The organism is Rhizobium sp. SL86, from assembly GCF_026672545.1.
In the GTDB taxonomy this organism is placed as follows: domain Bacteria; phylum Pseudomonadota; class Alphaproteobacteria; order Rhizobiales; family Rhizobiaceae; genus Neorhizobium.
Genome location: NZ_JAPPRJ010000008.1, coordinates 427839 through 446684 on the forward strand (window position 1 = coordinate 427839; position 18846 = coordinate 446684).

24 protein-coding genes are annotated in these 18846 nt (G+C 63.3%); all 24 read right to left on the reverse strand.

Annotated features, from left to right (window positions below; all coding sequences use genetic code 11):
• Positions 1–6: 6 nt before the first annotated feature.
• The gene (locus OU993_RS23055; protein WP_268161244.1) at positions 7–1413 is read right to left on the reverse strand and encodes a DUF2793 domain-containing protein; all 1407 of its coding nucleotides are present in this window, start codon (positions 1411–1413) and stop codon (positions 7–9) included.
• A complete protein-coding gene (locus tag OU993_RS23060) occupies positions 1410–2006 on the reverse strand; it encodes a YmfQ family protein (RefSeq protein WP_268157381.1) in 597 nt (198 codons plus the stop codon). Before OU993_RS23060 ends, OU993_RS23055 begins: the two co-directional genes overlap by 4 nt.
• 14 nt (positions 2007–2020) lie before the next feature.
• Complete coding sequence (locus tag OU993_RS23065; RefSeq protein ID WP_268161245.1) at positions 2021–3172, reverse strand: baseplate J/gp47 family protein; 1152 nt, start codon at positions 3170–3172, stop codon at positions 2021–2023.
• The gene (locus OU993_RS23070; RefSeq protein WP_268161246.1) at positions 3172–3633 is read right to left on the reverse strand and encodes a phage GP46 family protein; all 462 of its coding nucleotides are present in this window, start codon (positions 3631–3633) and stop codon (positions 3172–3174) included. Before OU993_RS23070 ends, OU993_RS23065 begins: the two co-directional genes overlap by 1 nt.
• A gap of 54 nt (positions 3634–3687) precedes the next feature.
• A complete protein-coding gene (locus OU993_RS23075) occupies positions 3688–4203 on the reverse strand; it encodes a phage baseplate assembly protein domain-containing protein (protein ID WP_268161247.1) in 516 nt (171 codons plus the stop codon).
• Positions 4200–5420, reverse strand: a complete 1221-nt coding sequence (locus OU993_RS23080) for a phage baseplate assembly protein (RefSeq protein WP_268161248.1) — start codon at positions 5418–5420, stop codon at positions 4200–4202. The genes OU993_RS23075 and OU993_RS23080 overlap by 4 nt, the downstream gene beginning before the upstream one ends.
• Positions 5420–6655 (reverse strand): DNA circularization N-terminal domain-containing protein, encoded by a 1236-nt coding sequence (locus OU993_RS23085; RefSeq protein ID WP_268161249.1) that lies wholly within the window; start codon positions 6653–6655, stop codon positions 5420–5422. The genes OU993_RS23080 and OU993_RS23085 overlap by 1 nt, the downstream gene beginning before the upstream one ends.
• Positions 6655–9309, reverse strand: coding sequence for a phage tail tape measure protein (locus OU993_RS23090; protein WP_268161250.1), 2655 nt, complete (start codon positions 9307–9309; stop codon positions 6655–6657). Before OU993_RS23090 ends, OU993_RS23085 begins: the two co-directional genes overlap by 1 nt.
• 83 nt (positions 9310–9392) lie before the next feature.
• On the reverse strand, positions 9393–9527 hold the full coding sequence (locus tag OU993_RS23095; protein WP_268161251.1) for a hypothetical protein: 135 nt from the start codon (positions 9525–9527) through the stop codon (positions 9393–9395).
• Complete coding sequence (locus tag OU993_RS23100; protein WP_268161252.1) at positions 9527–10003, reverse strand: hypothetical protein; 477 nt, start codon at positions 10001–10003, stop codon at positions 9527–9529. The genes OU993_RS23095 and OU993_RS23100 overlap by 1 nt, the downstream gene beginning before the upstream one ends.
• Positions 10000–10365 carry a phage tail tube protein gene (locus tag OU993_RS23105; RefSeq protein ID WP_268157398.1) on the reverse strand — a complete coding sequence of 122 codons (366 nt, stop codon included), beginning with the start codon at positions 10363–10365 and terminating at the stop codon, positions 10000–10002. Before OU993_RS23105 ends, OU993_RS23100 begins: the two co-directional genes overlap by 4 nt.
• A gap of 12 nt (positions 10366–10377) precedes the next feature.
• Complete coding sequence (locus OU993_RS23110; protein ID WP_268161253.1) at positions 10378–11865, reverse strand: phage tail sheath subtilisin-like domain-containing protein; 1488 nt, start codon at positions 11863–11865, stop codon at positions 10378–10380.
• Positions 11866–11867: 2 nt separating this feature from the next.
• A complete protein-coding gene (locus OU993_RS23115) occupies positions 11868–12119 on the reverse strand; it encodes a DUF2635 domain-containing protein (RefSeq protein ID WP_268161254.1) in 252 nt (83 codons plus the stop codon).
• Positions 12116–12706, reverse strand: coding sequence for a hypothetical protein (locus OU993_RS23120; RefSeq protein ID WP_268161255.1), 591 nt, complete (start codon positions 12704–12706; stop codon positions 12116–12118). Before OU993_RS23120 ends, OU993_RS23115 begins: the two co-directional genes overlap by 4 nt.
• Positions 12706–13140, reverse strand: a complete 435-nt coding sequence (locus OU993_RS23125; RefSeq protein ID WP_268161256.1) for a gp436 family protein — start codon at positions 13138–13140, stop codon at positions 12706–12708. The genes OU993_RS23120 and OU993_RS23125 overlap by 1 nt, the downstream gene beginning before the upstream one ends.
• 49 nt (positions 13141–13189) lie before the next feature.
• Positions 13190–13576: a hypothetical protein gene (locus OU993_RS23130; RefSeq protein WP_268161257.1), complete on the reverse strand. Its 387-nt coding sequence runs from the start codon at positions 13574–13576 to the stop codon at positions 13190–13192.
• Between the two features lie 124 nt (positions 13577–13700).
• Entirely contained in the window at positions 13701–14594 is an 894-nt protein-coding gene (locus tag OU993_RS23135; RefSeq protein WP_268161258.1) for a Mu-like prophage major head subunit gpT family protein, read from the reverse strand.
• A 9-nt stretch (positions 14595–14603) separates the two neighbouring features.
• The gene (locus tag OU993_RS23140; RefSeq protein ID WP_268161259.1) at positions 14604–14999 is read right to left on the reverse strand and encodes a hypothetical protein; all 396 of its coding nucleotides are present in this window, start codon (positions 14997–14999) and stop codon (positions 14604–14606) included.
• Between the two features lies 1 nt (position 15000).
• Complete coding sequence (locus OU993_RS23145) at positions 15001–16035, reverse strand: phage protease (RefSeq protein ID WP_268161260.1); 1035 nt, start codon at positions 16033–16035, stop codon at positions 15001–15003.
• Positions 16036–16109: 74 nt separating this feature from the next.
• Positions 16110–16613 carry a phage virion morphogenesis protein gene (locus OU993_RS23150; RefSeq protein ID WP_268161261.1) on the reverse strand — a complete coding sequence of 168 codons (504 nt, stop codon included), beginning with the start codon at positions 16611–16613 and terminating at the stop codon, positions 16110–16112.
• Positions 16610–17020 (reverse strand): hypothetical protein, encoded by a 411-nt coding sequence (locus tag OU993_RS23155; protein ID WP_268161262.1) that lies wholly within the window; start codon positions 17018–17020, stop codon positions 16610–16612. Before OU993_RS23155 ends, OU993_RS23150 begins: the two co-directional genes overlap by 4 nt.
• Positions 17008–17784, reverse strand: coding sequence for a phage head morphogenesis protein (locus OU993_RS23160; RefSeq protein WP_268161263.1), 777 nt, complete (start codon positions 17782–17784; stop codon positions 17008–17010). The genes OU993_RS23155 and OU993_RS23160 overlap by 13 nt, the downstream gene beginning before the upstream one ends.
• Positions 17781–18632 (reverse strand): phage portal protein family protein, encoded by an 852-nt coding sequence (locus tag OU993_RS23165; protein ID WP_268161264.1) that lies wholly within the window; start codon positions 18630–18632, stop codon positions 17781–17783. Before OU993_RS23165 ends, OU993_RS23160 begins: the two co-directional genes overlap by 4 nt.
• Before the next feature lie 29 nt (positions 18633–18661).
• Positions 18662–18846: hypothetical protein (locus OU993_RS23170; protein WP_268161265.1), on the reverse strand; the 185-nt coding region annotated here is incomplete at its 5' end.

The following is an 18846-nucleotide window of genomic DNA, read 5'->3' on the forward strand; positions in this document are numbered from 1 at the left end:
CCTCTGTCAGGTCGGACCAAGTGCGATGAAGGAGAAGTTGGCCGAGTGCAGCCGCATCGCCGAGCCGGTCCAGTTGACCGATCGGATCACCGCCGTGGTGGGCGTGGTGTCACCGGCACCCACGAAGGATGCGTTCGCGGTCGTCCAGGTGCTGGCGCCAATATCCCAGCCGACGGAGACGTAGGGCTGGGCGGAAAACGCCTTCGGAAAGCTGATGAGGGCCGTGCCGTCTGCCGTCCAGCCTGTCCCCCACTGCATGGTCAGACCACCGGTAAAATCGATGTATCCGTTGCCGGCAATGGCAGATTGCTTGGCGCGCGACGTGTATGCGGTGGCCGGCAGATTTCCTCTCTCGACCTTGGCGTAGCGGGCATACATCGCCACGGGATCGACCGTATCGAAGAAGACACAGCGCACCCGTGCCGAGACCGCACCGGCCGGCGCAATGCCGGAAACCGCCATGCTTTGGCGGCCGGATGCACCGTCATCGAAATCACCTGGAGCGCGCGGCTTCGGTGCAACGTAGGAGATGACCGTGTTCGACGCGTCAGTCCACTCCAGATCAAATCCGACCGTGCCGCCAGCGGCCAGCAGGACCGCGTCTCCAGAGACCGTGTAGGTTATGCCGGCGTTGACCGGAAACTTTGGCCACAGAACGACATAGGTGCCGCTGGAACCAACGGTCAGAGAGATGGACCGCCCCCAATCATTATCAACGATCTGTCCGTTCCAGGCGCCAACGCCGGACTTGAGGATGTTGATACCAGTCAGGCCATCCTCAAAGCCGCCATTGGGGCAGAGGTTCGGGCGCGGCGGCATGATGGCCGCAATCGCTGCGGACAGTCCGGCCGATGTCACGGCGCGCAAGACGTCGGCACCTGCAAGTGCCTCGGCGACAGTTGCCAGCTCGACCAGACCTGAGCGGCTTTCTGTCGCCAGCATCTCACCATAACTGCCTCCGACTTTCTCAAAGACGCGGCCGTCCGGAATGCTGACGGCGTGGCCGTTTGGCGTGGTCAGATAGGACCAGGATGCGCCTGTCCATTCCGCGATCTTGCCCTCGTTTCCGGCCCAAATGCCGGTGGCACCAGGGGGAATGAGATAGGCATCGCCCTCGGCCGGCGAACCGGGCGCGCTGGACAGCGAAACGGAGTTGACCGCCATCCATCGGCGCGCGCGCGAGCCGCCGTTAAGGCCGAGGATCTTCAGGGCCTGGTAGAGCTGCGACCAGTCGCCGGCGTTGGGGGCGAGGCCCGCTTCGGAGACGATCCGCAGGATCTCTTCCTGGATGCTGTTCAGCCAGAGTGCCGTCACCTCCGTTCCGAAGATGCCCGTTTCGAGGTCCTCGTCGCGGAAGCCTCTGCGGCCAGCGCCGATATCAACCGTGCCTGCGCCGTTGACGCGATCCATCATGCCTCTCCGTAATTGAAAACAACGTGTGTGTGGGCGGGCTTCAGGCGCCGGATCTCGCATTCGATCGACGACAGCTCGAAGGTGCCGAGCCGCTGGCCGGCACGGGACACGCCCGCGCGGAAATTCGTCACGGTGACGAGGCCCGGAATGTTGACCCGCCAGGTGAACTGGCAGCCCTCTGGTCGCAGGCGTTGGCCTGCTCGCAAACCTCCCGCCCTGGACGGCCAGAACTCATCGATCGTGATCTCGACGCCGAGCGCGCGTGCTAGTGAAATGAAAAAGGGGATCGACTGGCCGCCGCGTGCCGTCCAGCGCTGATGGGCCAACCGCCGACGCTGCTCGATGGTCAGGGCCGCCTTGTCACGGCCGCAGGGGTCCGGGCCTAAGCACCGCTCAAAATCCGTCAGCAGATTATTGGCGGATCTTGGATCGGTCTCGCGCATCAGCGCCTCGGCCTGATCTTCCGCTTCCTTCAGTGCAACAGCGACCCCTTCGAGAATGGCGTCAATCAATCCGTCGCGGACGCCGAGCGCCCAGCCTGGCATAATCTTGCCGATCAGGCTTTGAAGGATATTCGAAACAGTTCTGGCCATGCTTCAAATCCCTCTCAATCCAGCCAGGTGATGGCGCCGGCGACCGGGCATGCGGCCCTGTCGAGCGTGAAGGGTGCGGCTGGCGACGTCAGGTCATGGGCATATTCGCCAGACGATGAGGAGATCGCCTCGGAGATGCGCGAGGGTTCGATCAAGGCACCGATCGGCGACGTGTTCTGATCATCGTCCTCGTCACCAAGGGTCAGGATGAAGCGCTGATATGCTGCCGAGACCGCCGCCCTTGTGACGGACGTGTCCGGCCGCAGACGGACCGAAATCGGGATGGCGGCAAGGCTTGCGGCAACCGGGATCGTCCTTGCTGTCACCGGCCTCACACCGGTCTGACTGCCGATCAGCCCCAGATGCGCGCCAATCGTCTCAAGCTCAGGCGTGGTCGGAGTGCGCGGCGTCCCATCGGCATTGGCAAGCGCAACCACGACCCCAACGGACCCGCGACCGATCCAGTCCTCGACGGGCTTCACCGCATAGACATCGGCCACCTCAGCCACCCATGCCGAATAGTCCTGTGCAGCACCGCCCATCGGCGGCGTGCGGATGCGGCGCAAATAGGCGACCTGGATCTCGGCCGGCGTTTCCGCATCGGCGCCACCCGAGAACGGATTGGCGACCGAGACGCGGGTCACACCGTCGATTACAGCATCCGTTGACAGCACAATGCCGGCGGCCAGGTTGCCCCCGGCACCTGCCGTTACCGCCTCGGCCGAGAGGGTGATCGCGCCACCGCCTGGGATCGTCCCGCCGGCCGTCGTCACATAGGCCTGCCCATTGCCGGCCGTCAACGGAATGCCGGAGGCCAGGACGGTTCCTGCGGCGCCCTCGAACATCACATCGCCAAGCGCCTTGATGGCGGCACGACCCTCGACGCCCCAGATGTTCGCATGCCGGAGGATCATCTCCTCATCATCGGCGCTGTCCGGCATGTACTGCCGCCCCCACCAGGCCTGATGTTCATGCACGCTGCGGATCTCGCCGGCGATCGGCGACAAAAGATTGGCAATGACACCCTGGGCAGAGCGCACAGCGAGCGAGACCTTGGCAAGGGTAACGGCAAGGCCACGCGCCTGGGCAAGCGTTAGAATGCGTTGTTCGACGCGCGAGGCCATGCGTCCAAAAATGGTCGAGGCGGTATCGATTGGCCAGGGCATCAGTCCGCCACCCTCTTGGTCAGAGACAGCGTCTCGTCATCCACCTGAATGCGGTAGCCCAGCGTGTGCTCCCGGACCCAATCCACCTCGATCGTCGCTGGTTCGCCAGTCTCTTGTTCTACCCAGGCGAAGCCTTCCTGCAGCCAGTATTCGGCGAGTTGGCGGGTTGCCTCGGTTTGTTTTGCCCGGTCGAGCAGCCACATCTTGCATCCACCGGGCCGACCGATCGGCGAGAGCGCGTCGATGATGCCGCCCCGCCGCTCGGAGAAGCTCGCGGGCGCCAGAAACTGCGTGCGCCCCTCCGGCAGTTCGTCATCCGGATCGGCGCGCCGATCGAGACCTGCCGTCACCAGCATCGCCGGGACTGGCGACGTATCGAGCACCAGATCGAAGTCCTCGCCGAGCGAGAGATCGCAACGACGGGTGAGTGGATCAAAGGTGAGGCCAAGGTCGATGAACATGGGCGCCACGCTATCGCGCGCGCGCGGACCTGATCATGCCCGCCGTCGCGGGCGCTACTCGATCGGCGGATCGGTCTCTTCGCCGCCGCGCACCACAGCCCCGTGCCGATGCGTCTTGTCGATCCGCACGCCATCGTGCCAGATCCCGCCGCCGGTGACGTGAACGCCGGCCGCGTCAACCTTGAACGATACACCGCCGACCGAGATGTCCGCCTCGACGGCAGCCTTCACCGCGATCTTGCCGTCAGCGCCGACGATGACCCGATCTCCGGCCTTGTTGGCGACGCCGACGTCGCCCTTCCTCAGTCCGCCCATGCGCTGCGATGGATTGGAAGGCGGCAGCACCCACATATCGCCTTCATCGCCACCGATCGCGATCGCCAAACTGATCGCGCCATCGGTGTCCGGCACGCCGACGAGGCCATAAGGTTGCCAGACTTCGACATTTTTCCGCTCAATGCCGTCCGCCACTTCAACGGTTGCGGTCTGCATCTCGCCGCTATCGTCGATCGACTTGACGGAAACGCGGCGGATCATGCCTCGCAGCTTGTCGAAGATCTCCTTGCTCATAGGGCCTCCGCCGTGCCGTCAAGAGTTGTTGTTGCTGGTGTCTTGCCAGCCTTCTTGCCCTTCCGATTGGTGCGGCGATTGCCGACCGGCTCCGCATCAAAGGCTTCCGGGCTGCAGACAGTGATGTCGGTAACACAGCCCGAATAGTCCTCGATCCAGCCGACACGCGAGATCAACAGGTCGCGGTAGACATCGAGATAGGCATCGCTCACCTCGACCAGCTGATTGACGGTCCATAGCTGGCCGCCGACCTCATGGCCTTTGACGGTCAGTGTGAACTCCTCGCTTTCGCCGCGGGCCGTGCGCATGCGCCGTTCCGCCTCGGCCTGGGTAGAGGTGCCGTCTGCCTGAGAGCGGGCCAGATGCACGACCGGGCGATGGCGGGTGATCTCGTCATCCACCGCGCGTCCCGTTGCCGCGATGCCACGTCGCTCACGCGTCGTGGCGCTGCCGTCACCGTCCTGTCGATCCTCGGCGCCGATCGGCTCTGCCGTCGCGTCGAGGCGGGCCTCACCACGGGCTTTCGCCGCGCCTTCCGATTGGCCTCGCACGGTGGTGTCCGAATGACGGCCGCTGTAATCGAAGGTGCCGCGAGACCGCAATACGTTGCCCGGCAGGGTGAGGGCTGCTGGCGCTCTGGTCTTGCCGGTCTGGGTGATGACGATGCCGCCGATGCCATCCGAGAGCACCAGCGCATGGCGGGAGCGCGCACCCTTCTCGATGGCGGAAAAGGCCGTCTCGGCCAGATCGATCGAATAGCGGGCGAAGGGCTCGCCGGTATCGATCTCGCTGCGGACTGTCAGGCCATAGGGTTTGGCTATCCGTGCGACGGCGTCTTCCAGCTTTACATTGGCATATTCGGCCTGATCGGCCATTGCGGCGCAATCGATCAAATCATTCGCCACGTCGCGTCCGGAGATGGTAACGCTCGCTTGGCCGTCACCGATGTCCGGCTCCACCTTGTCGATCCATCCTTTCAGCACTGTGCGGCGACCGATCTTGATTGTGACGGTTGGCCCCGGCCTGAGCTTCAGGAGAGGGCCGGTAATCGAAAACAGCGGGGCTGTGGCGAATGGCAGGGATAAGGATGAGCGGGCACCGTCGCGAAAGGTAAAGGAGAATGCGCCGGAAAAATCCTTCAGATCCCGGCTTACCTCACAGGAAAGCCACTGATTGTGTTCCGTGCCTTCGATGAAGAAGCGGATGCTTTTTGCCATCAGGTCAGCTCCCGAACTTCAATCGAAGCGGTGTCGAGATAGGAGGGATGGCGCGGACTGTTGCGCGCAACGATATCGGCATAGACCTCCTCCAGGCGCGCCGGATCATTGCCGGCAATGTGTTGCGCCAGAGCCCAGGCGTCGAGCGGCCGGCCCGGGCGGAACGTCATCACTGCCGGCAGCTCGCCGATGACCTCGTTGAGGTAGGCCATGGCGGCGGCCGTGGCATCGTTTGCCGCACGGATCAGCACGCTGGTCTCGGCCTGAAGGCTGGTTTCGCCGATCTCTTCCAGCTGCTCGACCAGACGACCGGCGCGATCCGAAACTGCAGCACGAACGGTCAGCGCCTCCTGGCTGCTGGCATATTCCGCGTAAGGGATCTGCCAGCCGCCAGAGCCAAGCACATGAGCGGCCATGCCAACGAGCAGGACTTTGTCGGCAAGTGCCGGCGCCGCGTTCGCCTCGGTCAGGAGCCGATCGGAAAGCAGCATGCCGATCTCTGTGAGGCTTTGCGGCGACGGGCCGCTTTGTGCCGCGATAGCGGGTGCGACGGCTGGTTCCTCTGTCACCACTTGCAGGACCGCCGTTGCCGTCAGCCACCATGTGTCGAGCGCCGCCGGTGTTTCCGGCGCCGAGGCTGCAAGGCCGGCACGCATGGTGCTGACGGCCGAGACCGAACCGCGCGGTGTCTGAAGCGACGATAGGGTCGAGGTGGCAATCCGGCTCGACCGGCGCACCGATGCGGCAACAGAGTTTGATCGAACAGCCGCGATCAGTGACGATGTCGCACCGATCATGGAGGAGAGAGCCGACAGGAGAGCGGAAAATCCGCCGGCAGACAGCGAGCCGAACGAGACACCGCGCCGCTTGAACCGGGCGCTGATGCGCACCATGCGCAGCTCGCGCGATGAGAACGATATCCGCGCCGGTTCCTCCAGGATGACCGACATGGGGCCAAGCCAGGGATGGATCAGCAGCCCGGCGCCAGGCGTTTCGAAGACGGCTTGAAGGCGCTTTGCCTTTGCACGGTAATCATCGGCCAGGATGAAGGCCTCAATGCTGACGATCGAGGGGAGCACCCCGAAATCGTCATACGCCGCCTGATCGACGCCGGGGAACAGGTATTCCAGGACACGACGGCCGACCTCGGAGGATGTGTCGACGATCGCGATCTCGATGCCGCGATATCGGCCAGGAAAGCAACCAGGCAGCGCATTGAGGCTGTCGAGGATCATCAGTTCCTCCCGATGACGCGGCCCGTGTTGACGTTGGGTGACGGCGAGGAGACGTTCGTCTCCTGCTCGACCACACGGCCGGGGCCTTCGACCTTGACGGTTGCCTGCGTGGCCACGTCGATGCGCTGCGGCGGCGCCTGGGCCGGCATTGGCGCTTGCGCGGCGGCGATGGGGTTGGCCTGGATGTTTACATTGGCCGGTGTGCGATCATATCGCCCGATACGTGTCTTCGGCGCGTCCTGGACGGACGGCAGAAGATCCATGACGGACTTGATGCTGCTGGCCAAGGTGTTCCAGGCTCCCGTCACGCTATCCGGCAGAAGCCCGCCCCAGTTAATTCCCTCGGCGACGGCGTCAGCGACCTTTGCAATGCCTTCGGCGACCCTCGCCAGAAGATCGGCAAGCTTGGCGATCAGATCGACGGCAAGTCCGAGGCTGCCACCGGCGAGGTCGCCGAGCCCCTTGAAGAAATTGCTGACGGTTTCCGGCTGGTACCCAAGCATTCGACCGATCGCATCGGCGATCTTCACGAAAGCCTCGCCGATGCGCACAAGCGAGTTGACCGTGCCGCCGATATTCTTGCCGATCCCTTCGAGGTAAGGAGCAAAGCCGGACCCGAAATCCTTCAGCGCCTGCCAGCCAACCCCAATGCCCTTGAGAGCAGCATCCAATGCCTCGAAGGCTGCAATCTTGGCATTGTCGATCGTAAGCCCCGAGAGATCGACGTCGAGAGCCAACCCTTCCGAGAAGCCGCTCAACAGCTTCTTCAGGTTCTCCCACCCCGCCGACACGTCCGTTAGGGCCGCGCCCATGCCTTCCTTAAGGATAGGGCCATAACGATCCACCATCTCCTGGCCGGCGGTGACCAGCTTGGCGCCGGTATCAGAAATAACCGACCATGCCGAAACCGCTGCGGAAGAGGCCCACTCCCAGGCTTTGCCAATGCCATTCATGACAACAGGGCCATAACGACCCACCATCTCCTGACCGGCGGTGACCAGCTTGGCGCCGGTATCAGAAATAACCGACCATGCCGAAGCCGCTGCGGAAGAGGCCCACTCCCAGGCTTTACCAATTCCATTCATGACGGCAGGACCGTAGCGATCAACCATCTCCTGGCCGGCGGTGACGACGCGGCGGCCAATGTCTAAGGCCAAGGCTCCGAAGGCGGAAAAACCGGACTTGATGCTGTCCCAGATGCGCGACAGACGCGAGCTGACGGTCGACCAGTTGCGGTAGACGAGATAGGCTCCGGCTGCGATGGCCGCGAGTGCGATGCCAACCGGGCTGACGAGGGCGGCCAGCGCCGAAAGACCCGCGCCGATCACAGGCAGGACCAGCCCAAGCGCACCGATGCCAGCGGCAGCGATGACGCCAGCGCCAGCGAGCGACAGCGCCTGGCGTACCATGCCGCCGGTGGCCTTGTCGGTTTCTCGCAGCCACTTCAGAAGCGCAGCGAGGTTCTCGTTGATCATGGGAAGCCAGGAGCCAAAGGCAAAGCCGACCTCGCGTCCGGCCTGCGTGCCGATCTCGTTGAAGATCGTCAGCTGCCGGTTGAGGCCTTCCATCTGCGTCTCGAAATCCTTGTCGATGACCGAGCCGGTGGCGTTTGCAACCTCTTGCCTGATCCGCTTGTACTCATCGATATTCGCGAGCATCGGGATCAGGAAATCCATGACCTGCATGTCGCCAAAAATCGAACCGAGCTTGCCGGCGCCGTAGATCTTCTCCAGCTGCTCGCGGACGGAAGCCAGCGCATCGGCGCCCTCAAGACCGTTGTCCTTGGCGGTCTTCAAAAGCCCGGCGATTTCCTTTCCGGAGATCCCCGTCAGTTTCGAGATCTTCTGCACGACGGCCTCGATCGGGTTGATGCCCTTCGTGGCAGCGTCCTTCATCACGGCTTCGATATCGACGCCAGCTTTCGCGAAGTTCTTGATGGTCTCGGGCGCCAGGATCTTCGAGAGGAAGTTCTTGAGGTTGTTGGCGGCTTCCGCCGGATCGCTCGTGCCTTTGCGGGCGATCTGCAGGGCAGCACCAAGGGTGTTGACAGCTTCGCGGCCGGTCACACCAAACTTCGCCATCTGGCCTGTCAGCGTCGGGAAGTAGCGTGCCATGTCCTTTAATTCGAAGGCGCCTTCCTTGCCGGCCACCACGAGGCCGGCCATCGCACCCTCCAGCTGATCGGCGGGCATGCGTAGTGTGGTTAGGAGCGAGGTCGCCACGCCTGCCATGTCGTTGAACTCGGCATTGGCCGCGGTCGCAGAGCGACCGATCAAACCGATCGACTGATCGACCAGCGTCGGATCGACACCGGCTGCGATCATCTGGCCGGCACCCTTGGCAATGGTGTCGGAATACTGGCCGACGACCAGGCTCAGTTCCTCGTATTTCGCCTTGGAATTTTCGACGAGATCAAAGGCAGCTTTGCCGACGAGATTGGACGTGCCGGCGATATCGAGGAGCTGCTGCTGGAACGCGGCCGCTTCCTGGATCGGACCCATGAACGAAATGGCGGCAACGGCGCCGCCGACGAGACCGATCTTTCGGGCCATGCCGGCAATGCCGTCGAGCGTCGAGCGCAGGCGGCGAAGCGGACCTGTGAGCAGATCCTTCAGCCGGACGATGACGTCCAAGGCCATATTGCGATTGGACATGGGCGCGCCTCGTTCGAAGATAGCCGCCAAGCTATCGCGCGCGCGAAAAAACGATCATGCCCGCATCGGCGGGCATGATCTCGTCAGGGGGTGTTGAGTCTAGCCACTTCCTGGCGCCAGGCCATCACCATGTTCCACCAGTAGGTCAGCGTGCGGGCGTCGAATGCGTCGATCTCGGCAGCCGAGAAACCGGTACCATCGGCCAGCGCGCCGATCATCACCGGCCAGTTTTGCGGCCACTCGTCAAAAAAGAGTTGAGCACCCGCCCGCAGTCGGCAATGTCGGCCGCATCCATCTTGTCGAACAGCTTGTTCATCACCGCCTGGCTGATCTTGGTCGATCGCGCGAAGGCGACCACATTCATCATGTCTTCGCTGGCGGCGGCAATCGCGCGCTGATCGGCGCCGGTCAGGCGATGGAAGGTGAGCTGCTTGAACACGCGTTCGCGGATCTTGCCGTCCTTTTTCGACGCGAACGTCTTCGGATAGAGGAGCGGCAGGATCACCGTGCCGTCTGCATTGACGATCGCGCGTCTCGGCAGTTTGTCGAGGTCGCCGGCATCTTCATCGACGATGTCGTTGTCGTCGAGGTCGTTGTCCTCATTGACGATGTCATCCTCGCTGGAGACCTTGGGGGCTTCGACGAGAGCATCCTCGTCCAGGTCAATATGGGTCGTGCGACCAATCTTCGTCATGCGAGGATCTCCTCGGCTACGCCGCCCATCCATTTGAGCGGGATCTTGCCGCCTTCGCCGCCGGTGATCACCGGACGATCGCCTTCCAGGAAGGCGTCGTTGATGACGAAGGTCTGGCCGGTATCGCAGCGCACCTGCAGCTCGCCCTCCGTCTCGTCGAAGAGGTCGGTCGCCCGCTGGCCGCGCTGCAGGTTGGTCGTCGCATTGACTTCCGAACCCTGGAATTCGCCGGCGCGGCCGACCGTGCGTCCATAGGTAACGCCGGTGTTCTTGATGCCGCCGAGGCGGATGGTGGCACCCTTTTCGACAGGGATCGTCCGGCCGCGCCAGACGATGTCGATGATGCCCAGAACCTGTGTCATGGGTCAGTCCTCCTAAGCGTCGAATTCAAGCGAGCCGGCAAGCACCATCAGGTTGCCGGCGATGCTGATTTTCTGGCGACTTTCCAATCGCTGCCTGTCGTCGGTCGAGCGTTGGAAGACGCTTTCCCTGATCTTCTGCGAGACGTTCTCGATCCACACCTTCTCGCCGTAGAGCTTGCAGCGCGCACCCCAGGACGCATGCATGCGCCCAGGCGTGACGACAGCCGTTCCCGGATCGGTGTCGTCGTCATCACGCCGCACGAGCGCCGCAACGTCGTCGTCATCGACCAGCTTGGCGCGCGGATACAACAGCGAGACATAGAGCGCCCAGTCGTAGCGGATGCGCGATGCCGTCGCCGGCACCATGATGTCGAGCCAGGCACGATCGGCAGCGCCCAGATTGGACGTCTTGTAGGTGGTGATCATCCGGCTGATCGTGGTCGTGCCATCCGACAGATGGTCGAAGGTCGAGATCCCGCGATTGAGCAGCAGGTTCTTTTCCTCGTCGGTGAACTGGTCAGCCGCCGCCGGCGCCATCACGCCCGGAAGCACCAGCGAGCGCAGCTGGCGCGCCGGATCGTTGGTGAGGTGGAAGCTTGCAATTGCCATGGCGGTCGCGGCAATCGTGTAGGCCGGCGTCGGCGAAGCCTTCATGCCGCCGCAGGTAAGGAAGGGGCAATTGGTGAGATTGCCGAAGGTGGACAGTTCCCCGAACGTACCACGCTTGAAGGTGAAGCCATGGCAATCGAGCTTCGACATCGCCGTGTAGCGCGCGGTCAGCCAAGTCGCGAGCAGACCGAGATTGGTGGCATCCGCCCAGGGCGTCACAAGCTTGGTGATCCAGGTGTTGGTCAGCAGATCGAGCACCGACTGGACCGACGGATTGCCGGCGCCACCCGCCATGGCGGCGACCGTGATCGTGAGGCCCGAAGGCACCGGCTGGACGTCGGTATCGACGCGCAGGTCGATCTCGTTGCCGACCTCGCCACCGTGACGCGCCGTGCAGGTAACGACGCCGGCAGCCGACGCGGCGGTCACTTCCATGTCGAGATCCGCGTTGATCGCGGCGGCAAGCTTGGTTGCCATCGCTGTCACGTTGTCGGAGGTCAGCGCGGTAAAGCGCACCTGGCGTCCACCGATGCGGAAGCGCAGCACGACAGCCGAGGAGGCTGCTCCGACGAAGGTAAAGGTGCCGGTCGATTTGACCGCGCCTTCGGCATCGGCAAGCGCTGTAACATAAAGCGGCGTGACTTTGTTGGCGTCGCGGAAGGCCTTCACCATCTTGGCGCCGACCGAGCCACGGCCGAAGAGCACGTCGCCTTCGGCAGCGCGTGTCACTTCGATGATCTGGCCGGGAGCAAGCGTTCCGGCCGCCAGCTTCTGGCCAGCGATCATTGCCTTTTCCGGCCAGGCGAAGACGCCGGCATTGCGGTAGTTCGGCTTCACTTCCAGGAAGGTGCCGGGCTCCAACCAGTCATAGGGGATTTCGTCGAAATCCATGGTCACTTGCCTCCTTTGGGCTTGGTCGTCTTGGCGGGGGCTTCGGCCTCGGCCGTTTCGGTTTCGGTTCCGTCGTGGGGCTCGGCCTCAGGCGCCGATGCGGCGCTTGGCGGTTCTGCCTCGATAAGATCGCCATCGGCCAGGCGCCGGCGGCGAAACAGGCTGTCCTCGATGTCCATGCCGGCTGCCGGGATTTCGGTCCCGTCCGGCAGATGGACTGTGCGGCCCGGTGCGGGCTTCAGGAATTTCATCATGGGGCATCGTCCAGGGTGAGGGTGTCGGATACGGGCACGGCGTCAGGATCGGGCTCGACCATCCAGTCGATCGACAGCGCACGGAAATCGTCGGGTGTGATCAGATCGAGCTTGCCCGGATGCGCGGTGCAGTAGATCTCGAAATCCACCTGGGCGATCACGACCGCCTCGTCGCTCCAGCCGTCGGCGATCACGCTGTTGGCGCCAGTCACGCTCACAGGCCCCGCGTCCGGAACGGTCCAACCATGCATCAGGGCGATCGCGACGTCGGCCATGGCATCAAGGCCGATCCCCTTCACGTCACCCTTGAAGCGGGTTTCAAGGCCGTTCGAAGCCTTGAAGATGAGGATCAGCCGCCAGAGCATCCGGCCGGAAAGCATCCGGCCGCTATTGGCATCGGCCCGGAAGCCAACCCAGGCGAGACCGATGAAGGGAGAGAGCCGCGCCAGGCGCTCGAATTCCTTGACCGTCATGACCTGCGGCACGCGCTCGATCGCAAACGTCTTTTCCGGGAAGGCGAGCCGCAGCCGCTTCGTCAGCAGCGGCTCCATCTTGCGGATGTTGGTGTATTGCAGGGTGAACCCCATCAGAAGCCTCGCAGACTGTCGAGCGACATGATGCGTGACCGATCGGACATGCGCGGCCCGGAGCCGACGGCAGGACCGGCGGGCAGGGCAACCGGCACGTCGAGATTGATCAGCTCTTTGGCGATGTTCTCCAGCCAGGTGATCGTTTCCTTGCGCGCCTTGCCCATCTCTTCGGAGGGCTCCATGTGCTCGCCCTGGGCCAGCTCGTAGCGCGCCAGAACGCAGGAAGCGCGGACGATCTCCGCCGGTGGAGCCGCAATCGGCACCAGGTAACGACCACGGATGTAGCCGTCGATGACCGATGACGCGTCGGAAAGTGCCGTCTCGATCTTCACCGCATCCACCGTCTCGGCTGTGCGATCCTCCGGCTGCGAGAGCCGGATCATGTGTGTCTCGCCGAAGCGGGCAATCATGTCGGTGACGGTGGCATACATGGGTGGTCCTTCGGCTTTACTCTCGTAGCGTCGTCTTCAGTGCGTGGGGTTACTTCTTGGTCGAAGCCTTCTCGGTCGCGGCCTGTTCAGAGGCCCGCAGCTTGGTTTCCAGTTCTTCGACCTTGGCCTGCAGTTCGGTGATCCTCTCGGCCGCCTTGTCGCTGACGGCCTGGTCAAAACTCTTCTGCAGTTCGTCGATCTGGATCTGGACGCGCCGGTCCACCTCGGCCGTCACGCGCGCCTCGAAATCGGCTTGCGTCGTCGTGCTTTCGCCGTCCGCTACATCCCGCACCGTGAAATTCGGATCGGCCTTGAAGGCGTTGATCTCGTCCGCGCTCCAGCGATCGGCGTCATAAAAGGCGCTTGCCGGATGGGCGATACCGTTGCGGCGCATGCCGGGCGACGTGCAGATGATCTGGATTTTCTTCGCGCTCATGCTTCTTCCTTTCGGGTTTCGAGAAAGCGGCTGGCATCAACCGTTTTCCGGAGACCCGCCGCCGGCGGGGAGGCGCGCCGGCGGCGGCAGGCGACGCGGGTGGTGTGCCCCGCGTCGGGGCAGGTCAGGCGAGGTAGGGAACCTTCACGACCTGCACCATGCGGGCCATGATGTTGGTCTCGCCGCCATTGGTGAGTTCGGCCTCGACCAGCTTGCGTGCGGTGATTTCAAGGGACGGTGGCACGAGCAGCTTCTTGGCGGAAATGTTCAACACCTGGCCGGAACGGCGGCGGATCGTGCTCATCGCAGTCAGCGCCGCCGAGAGGTTCGCTTCGTTCAGCGTCGCCTTCGATTTGTAGGCGGTCTGCCAGAGACCGAGGCCGGCATTTGAGCGCCCATCGACGCCCCAGACGAATTTGCCCTGGTAAAAGACGTTTGGATCGTCAGGCGACTGCATCGGGGTAAGAACGAAGGGACGACGGGTCTGATACACCAAGGGCTTCACTGCCTGAGCATCATCGACCAGGTACCAGGCGGGACCGGCGCCATCTGTGAAGTTGGCAACAGAGATCTGATTGCCCTGCTCGTTGTAGCCGGGATGGTCCGTGTCGAAGAAATACTGGCCGTCGTAGCACTTCAGCGTCTCGCCGGTCTTGAAGAGCGGCCAGCAGAGAAGATCCGGGAATTCGGCAGCATCCTGACCCATCTGTCCGGCGACCGGCGTGAAGATGCCAAGCTGATCATCCTCGATCTGTTCACGCTTGATGGCGATCGTCTTCTCGAAGGTCTTGTTGCGGATGGTGTAAGTCAGCGCGCCAAGATCATGGATCATGCGATCGCCGATCCATTCGCGGAAGCCGGGCAGATCGTCCAGGCGCGGATATTCGTTGATCGCCGAGGTCGAGGGGACGGGCATTGCCACCATCGTGTAGAGCGGCGAGATCGAAGCGAACCGCTGATTGAAGGCGGTCGAAAGCCCGGTATAGATGGCGCGCAGCGTGCTGGCGTTGATATCCATGGTCAATCCTCAGAGGGTTGCGAGCCAGACGCCGTCCGCGTCGATGGCGTCGATGGTGCCGAGTGCCAGCAAAGAGCCGGCCGTCAGCGTGAAGGTGTCGTCGGCCGAGGCGTAGACGGTGGCGCCGATATTCGAGACGGCAGCACCGGCGAGCGGGATCAGCCGCACGTCCTTCTCGACCGTCACGAACAGATCGCCGGTGGCGCCGCCGCTGTTGTCGGCGCGTTCCTCGGCAAAGCCCATCAGCTTGACGGCAGAGGCATGGCCTGCCGGCACGGCTTCTTTGTTCGCGGTGATGCCTACGGCGGCGCCGCCGTAGATCTTCTGGCCGCCCAGAACCGGATAGCCATAACGGCGACCAAGGCCGGGCTTCTTTTTCGAGCGGATGTCGTCGGTCGCAGCCATGTCAGAGATCCTTTCCGTGCAGCGCCTTGGAGCGATCGGCGAAGATCTTTTCGTCGATGCCCATCATGGCGGCGATCTGCTTGTCTTCGGCAGACAGTGCAGCGCCGGCTTCCGGCTCGCGATGTCCGCCAAGGCCGCCGGCATTGATCGACGGCAGGAGAGCGATCTCCTTCTCGACCTCTGCCGGGTCCTTCATGTGGCGGGCGATCATGTGATCCTTCAGCGCCGGCACGATCTTGCCGGCCTTGACGGCCTCTTCGACCACCGAGACCGCCTTGTCGCGGGCATGGGTCGAGATCAGCGTCGTGAGCTGGCTCTGCAGCGACGTGACCGTCGTCTTCAGCTCGGCGTTTTCCGCCTCGGCGGCGGTGACCTTGCCGCGTGACTGCAGCGCGGTGACAAGCGCGTCACCGGTCACATCAGCCGCCAGCCCGGTCGCCACACGGATCTTGCCCATCAAAGCCGTCTGCGCCTGGTGTTCGGCATGCATGGTCGAGATGGCGCTGAGGGCTTCCGCCTCGGTTGCCGTCTCGGGAAGGCCAAGCGCCTTCCGGAGCTGTTCGAGCATATCGCTCTCCTGTTGATGATGGAGGGAAGTCAGAAAATCGAGGTTCGGATCGTTGGTCAGCGCCACACGAAGAACCTTGGCGATCTTGTAGGGCTTGGCGGCCGAATGCAGGAAAACCGGCGAGAGGTAGCCGTAGGACTTGCCTCTGACGATAGTCTCGCCTTCGGACGTCCACTCGACACGACCCCACAGGCCGTCCTCGCGCGCCTGCAGCTCGACGATCCAGCCGCGCGCCGGCGACGGATGGCCGGACTTGCCTGCCAGATCGATCGAATGGTTCTCGTCCACTGGCAGCTTGCGCCCTTCGGCAGTGAAGGTGGCAATTAGCGCCGCCAGATCCGGAGCGGCATAGGGGCCGCGCCCATCGACCCCCTTGAACTCGGTGGCAGGCAGAAGGTGCAGCCAATCCGGCACAGTGCCGTCGGCAGACTGGATAGCGATGAGGAGGGCGTTGATGTTTTTCAGCATGGCCGGAAAGTGCCATGCGCCGCACGATCAGATCATGCCCGCCACGGCGGGCGGCATGTGCGGCTCAGGTGGTATCAGCGGGGGAGATAGCGCTCGACGAAACCGAAGACGATCTCGGCGATCGACGTTTCATCTTCGGCAGATATACCGAGGTAGCGGCGGGCGGGCAAGGTGACGCTCTTGGCCTTGACGAGATCGCCGCCGATGAAGAAGACAAGCGCCGAAGCATTCTTCGGCACGATCGCCGCGCCTTCCTGGTGAACGCGGGCGTAAATCTTACTCGTTCCGACGTGAACCACGTCCTGGCCCGCCTGGGAATTGATGCTGTCGCGCAACCCGCCGCTTTCAGTGAGGATGCGGGTGTTGCGTTTGGTGGCCGCATAAGCGGTGTTCAACGCCTGCCAGGCATTGCCCTCCGGATCGGTCTGGGTGACGAAGCGCATATGCGTCGAGGCGACCAGTTCCGTGCCGATCGCCGCCATGACCGGTTGCGTGTTGCCCATGCGGAAAGCGAGGGTGCGAAAAGCGTCCTGGACGGCGCGGTCCTGGATCGTGACGGAAATGGAGACGCCGCTCATCGACGCGCCTTCTTGAGGGAGACGAGATCGAGCCAGCGCCGATCACCGTCCGCGATCGGGCGCACGGCCATCGTCCAGGCACCGCCATCGACGCGACCGGTGACAGTCACCGTGCCATCCTCCGCCGTCCGGATGCGGGCGCCCTTCTTCAGCAGCCGCCCCGGGATCGTGGCGAAGACATCAGCCTCGGATTTGCCCGCATCCGTGCGGATACGATCCGCTGTCAGCCGCAATTCGTCTCCAGCCTTGACCGAGGCGATGTCGAGACCGTCCTCGACGACGGCAACCGGCGTCCAGGACCCGTCCGGCCATTTGCCCTTCAGCGCCGATAGAACAAAGGCAACGATATTGGCTTCTGTTGCCGAAACCGCCTTCGGACCAGGTGCCGTCTGTTTCAGCCAGGCCATGCCGGGATTGTAGGCGAAGGATGGATCGACCCCGAGCGGCTGATCGGTGCCCAGCTGGTCAAGGTCCGGCGCGCGATCGGGCCGCTTTTGCCCAGGCGCTTCAACCGCGCCCGAGAAATCGGAATGACGAAGCAGCCGCACCGGAACCCGTTCGGCGGATAGGCCGTCACCCAGAACGGATCGTCGGCCGGATAGATCTTTTCGTCCCATGCCTTGTGCTGCAGGCGCGGATGAAGCGCGCCGGAATGGCGATATTGCCAATAGGGAAAGGTCGCGAGCGTGTCCGGCTCGGTCATCTGGGCATAGCGGCCGGCAGCATAGGCGGTCGCAAGATTGGTTTCGAAGATCGTTCGCGTGCGCCAGCCGCGTTCGCCCTGATAGGACCAACCGTGCGTTTTCACGATCTGGTCGAAATCCTTGCGGAACTCCTCGATCGCCGTGCCTTGCGTCAGCGCCTTCTCGATCGATGCCCTGAAGTCATCGACGAGCGCCACCGTATTGGCGCCGGCGACCATGAACATCTTCGAATGCGCCGCATCCCAGACGTCGCGCCAGCTCTGCGTCGGGATGGAGACTTTCTGCCGGAAATAGGCTATAGCTTCGTCGAACGGCAGATCGAGCGATGCACCCGCTGCCGCCATCCTTGCCATCAATCCTGAAATCGAATTTGAAGCCGTTTTGAAGGCGATAGGCGCGGTTCGCGACTTTGCCCGCTTCTGCGTTACCTCCAGGCAGGCGAAGCGCGTCAGCGGGCCGCTATTCATGACCGCCCCTTCAGGTCGTCGATCAGTGACGCCTGGCCCGCCAGATGCGCCAGTGCCATGCCGCGGGCCATGGCTTCCGTCAGGTCGTCGGGAGACAGATCGAGCTTCGCAAGCCGTGCTGCGGCATCGCGCAGATCGGTCGCCTGCATCAGTGCCTCGCGCACCTCTGCTATCATACCATCCATCGCGTCGGCCGCTTCCCGCTCAAGCCGGTCGGTCAGGATCTCGATCTCGTCGCGAGGCTCCGTCGCGTGCGCCGAGGCGAAGAGGCGATCGAGCGCGGCGTTGGCGGAAATCGGCTTTGCCGGCGGCTTGGCTGCAGGCGTTGCGGGATCTGCCGTTGGTACCGGTGTTCGTCCACCGATCAGCACCGCATCCGGCTTCGGTGTCGGGATGCCAAGGCGGTCGCGCAAATAGGCTTCCTCGGCGGTCAGCCCGTGTTTTGCCAGCTTGTCGAAAGCCTCGGCAAATTCACCGAGCGGCACTTCGTCCGGACGGCCGATCCGCACATGCGGGTAGCGCTCCTGCGGCCCGAAATTGAATGCCACGATGTTCGGGATGAGCTGCTGGTTCAGCGTCGAAGTCGCCATGCCGGCATCATCGCGCTCGATATCCTCCTGCACCAGACGATGCTCCTGGCTCACCGCATGGCCGCCGGAGACCGCATCCGTCGTCGTCGTCTGGCCGAGCACCAGCTTCGACACCTGCCGATCAAGCCAGTCGGCGCGCCGCTCATACATGTCTGTCGAGCTGCTCTTGGAGCCGACCTCATGCAGTTCGATCAGCATCTCGCGGGGAATGATGGCCGCGCAATCGCCGGCAATGCCGGATACCGCACGCCTGAGCACATCCTTTTCCGCCTCGGTGGCGCCACGGCCTATTCGCGATTCGGATCGGTTGGCCATAGTTCTGGCAGAAGATCGCCCAGTCCTTTGTCGTGAAGCTTTTGAACATCCGGCGTTCTCCCGAGCGCCACGCGGGCAATGCCTGAGCGGATGGTGAGACCCGACTTCGAGTTGATAAGTTCACGCGGCGCCATGATCCCGGACTTGTACTGCCAGT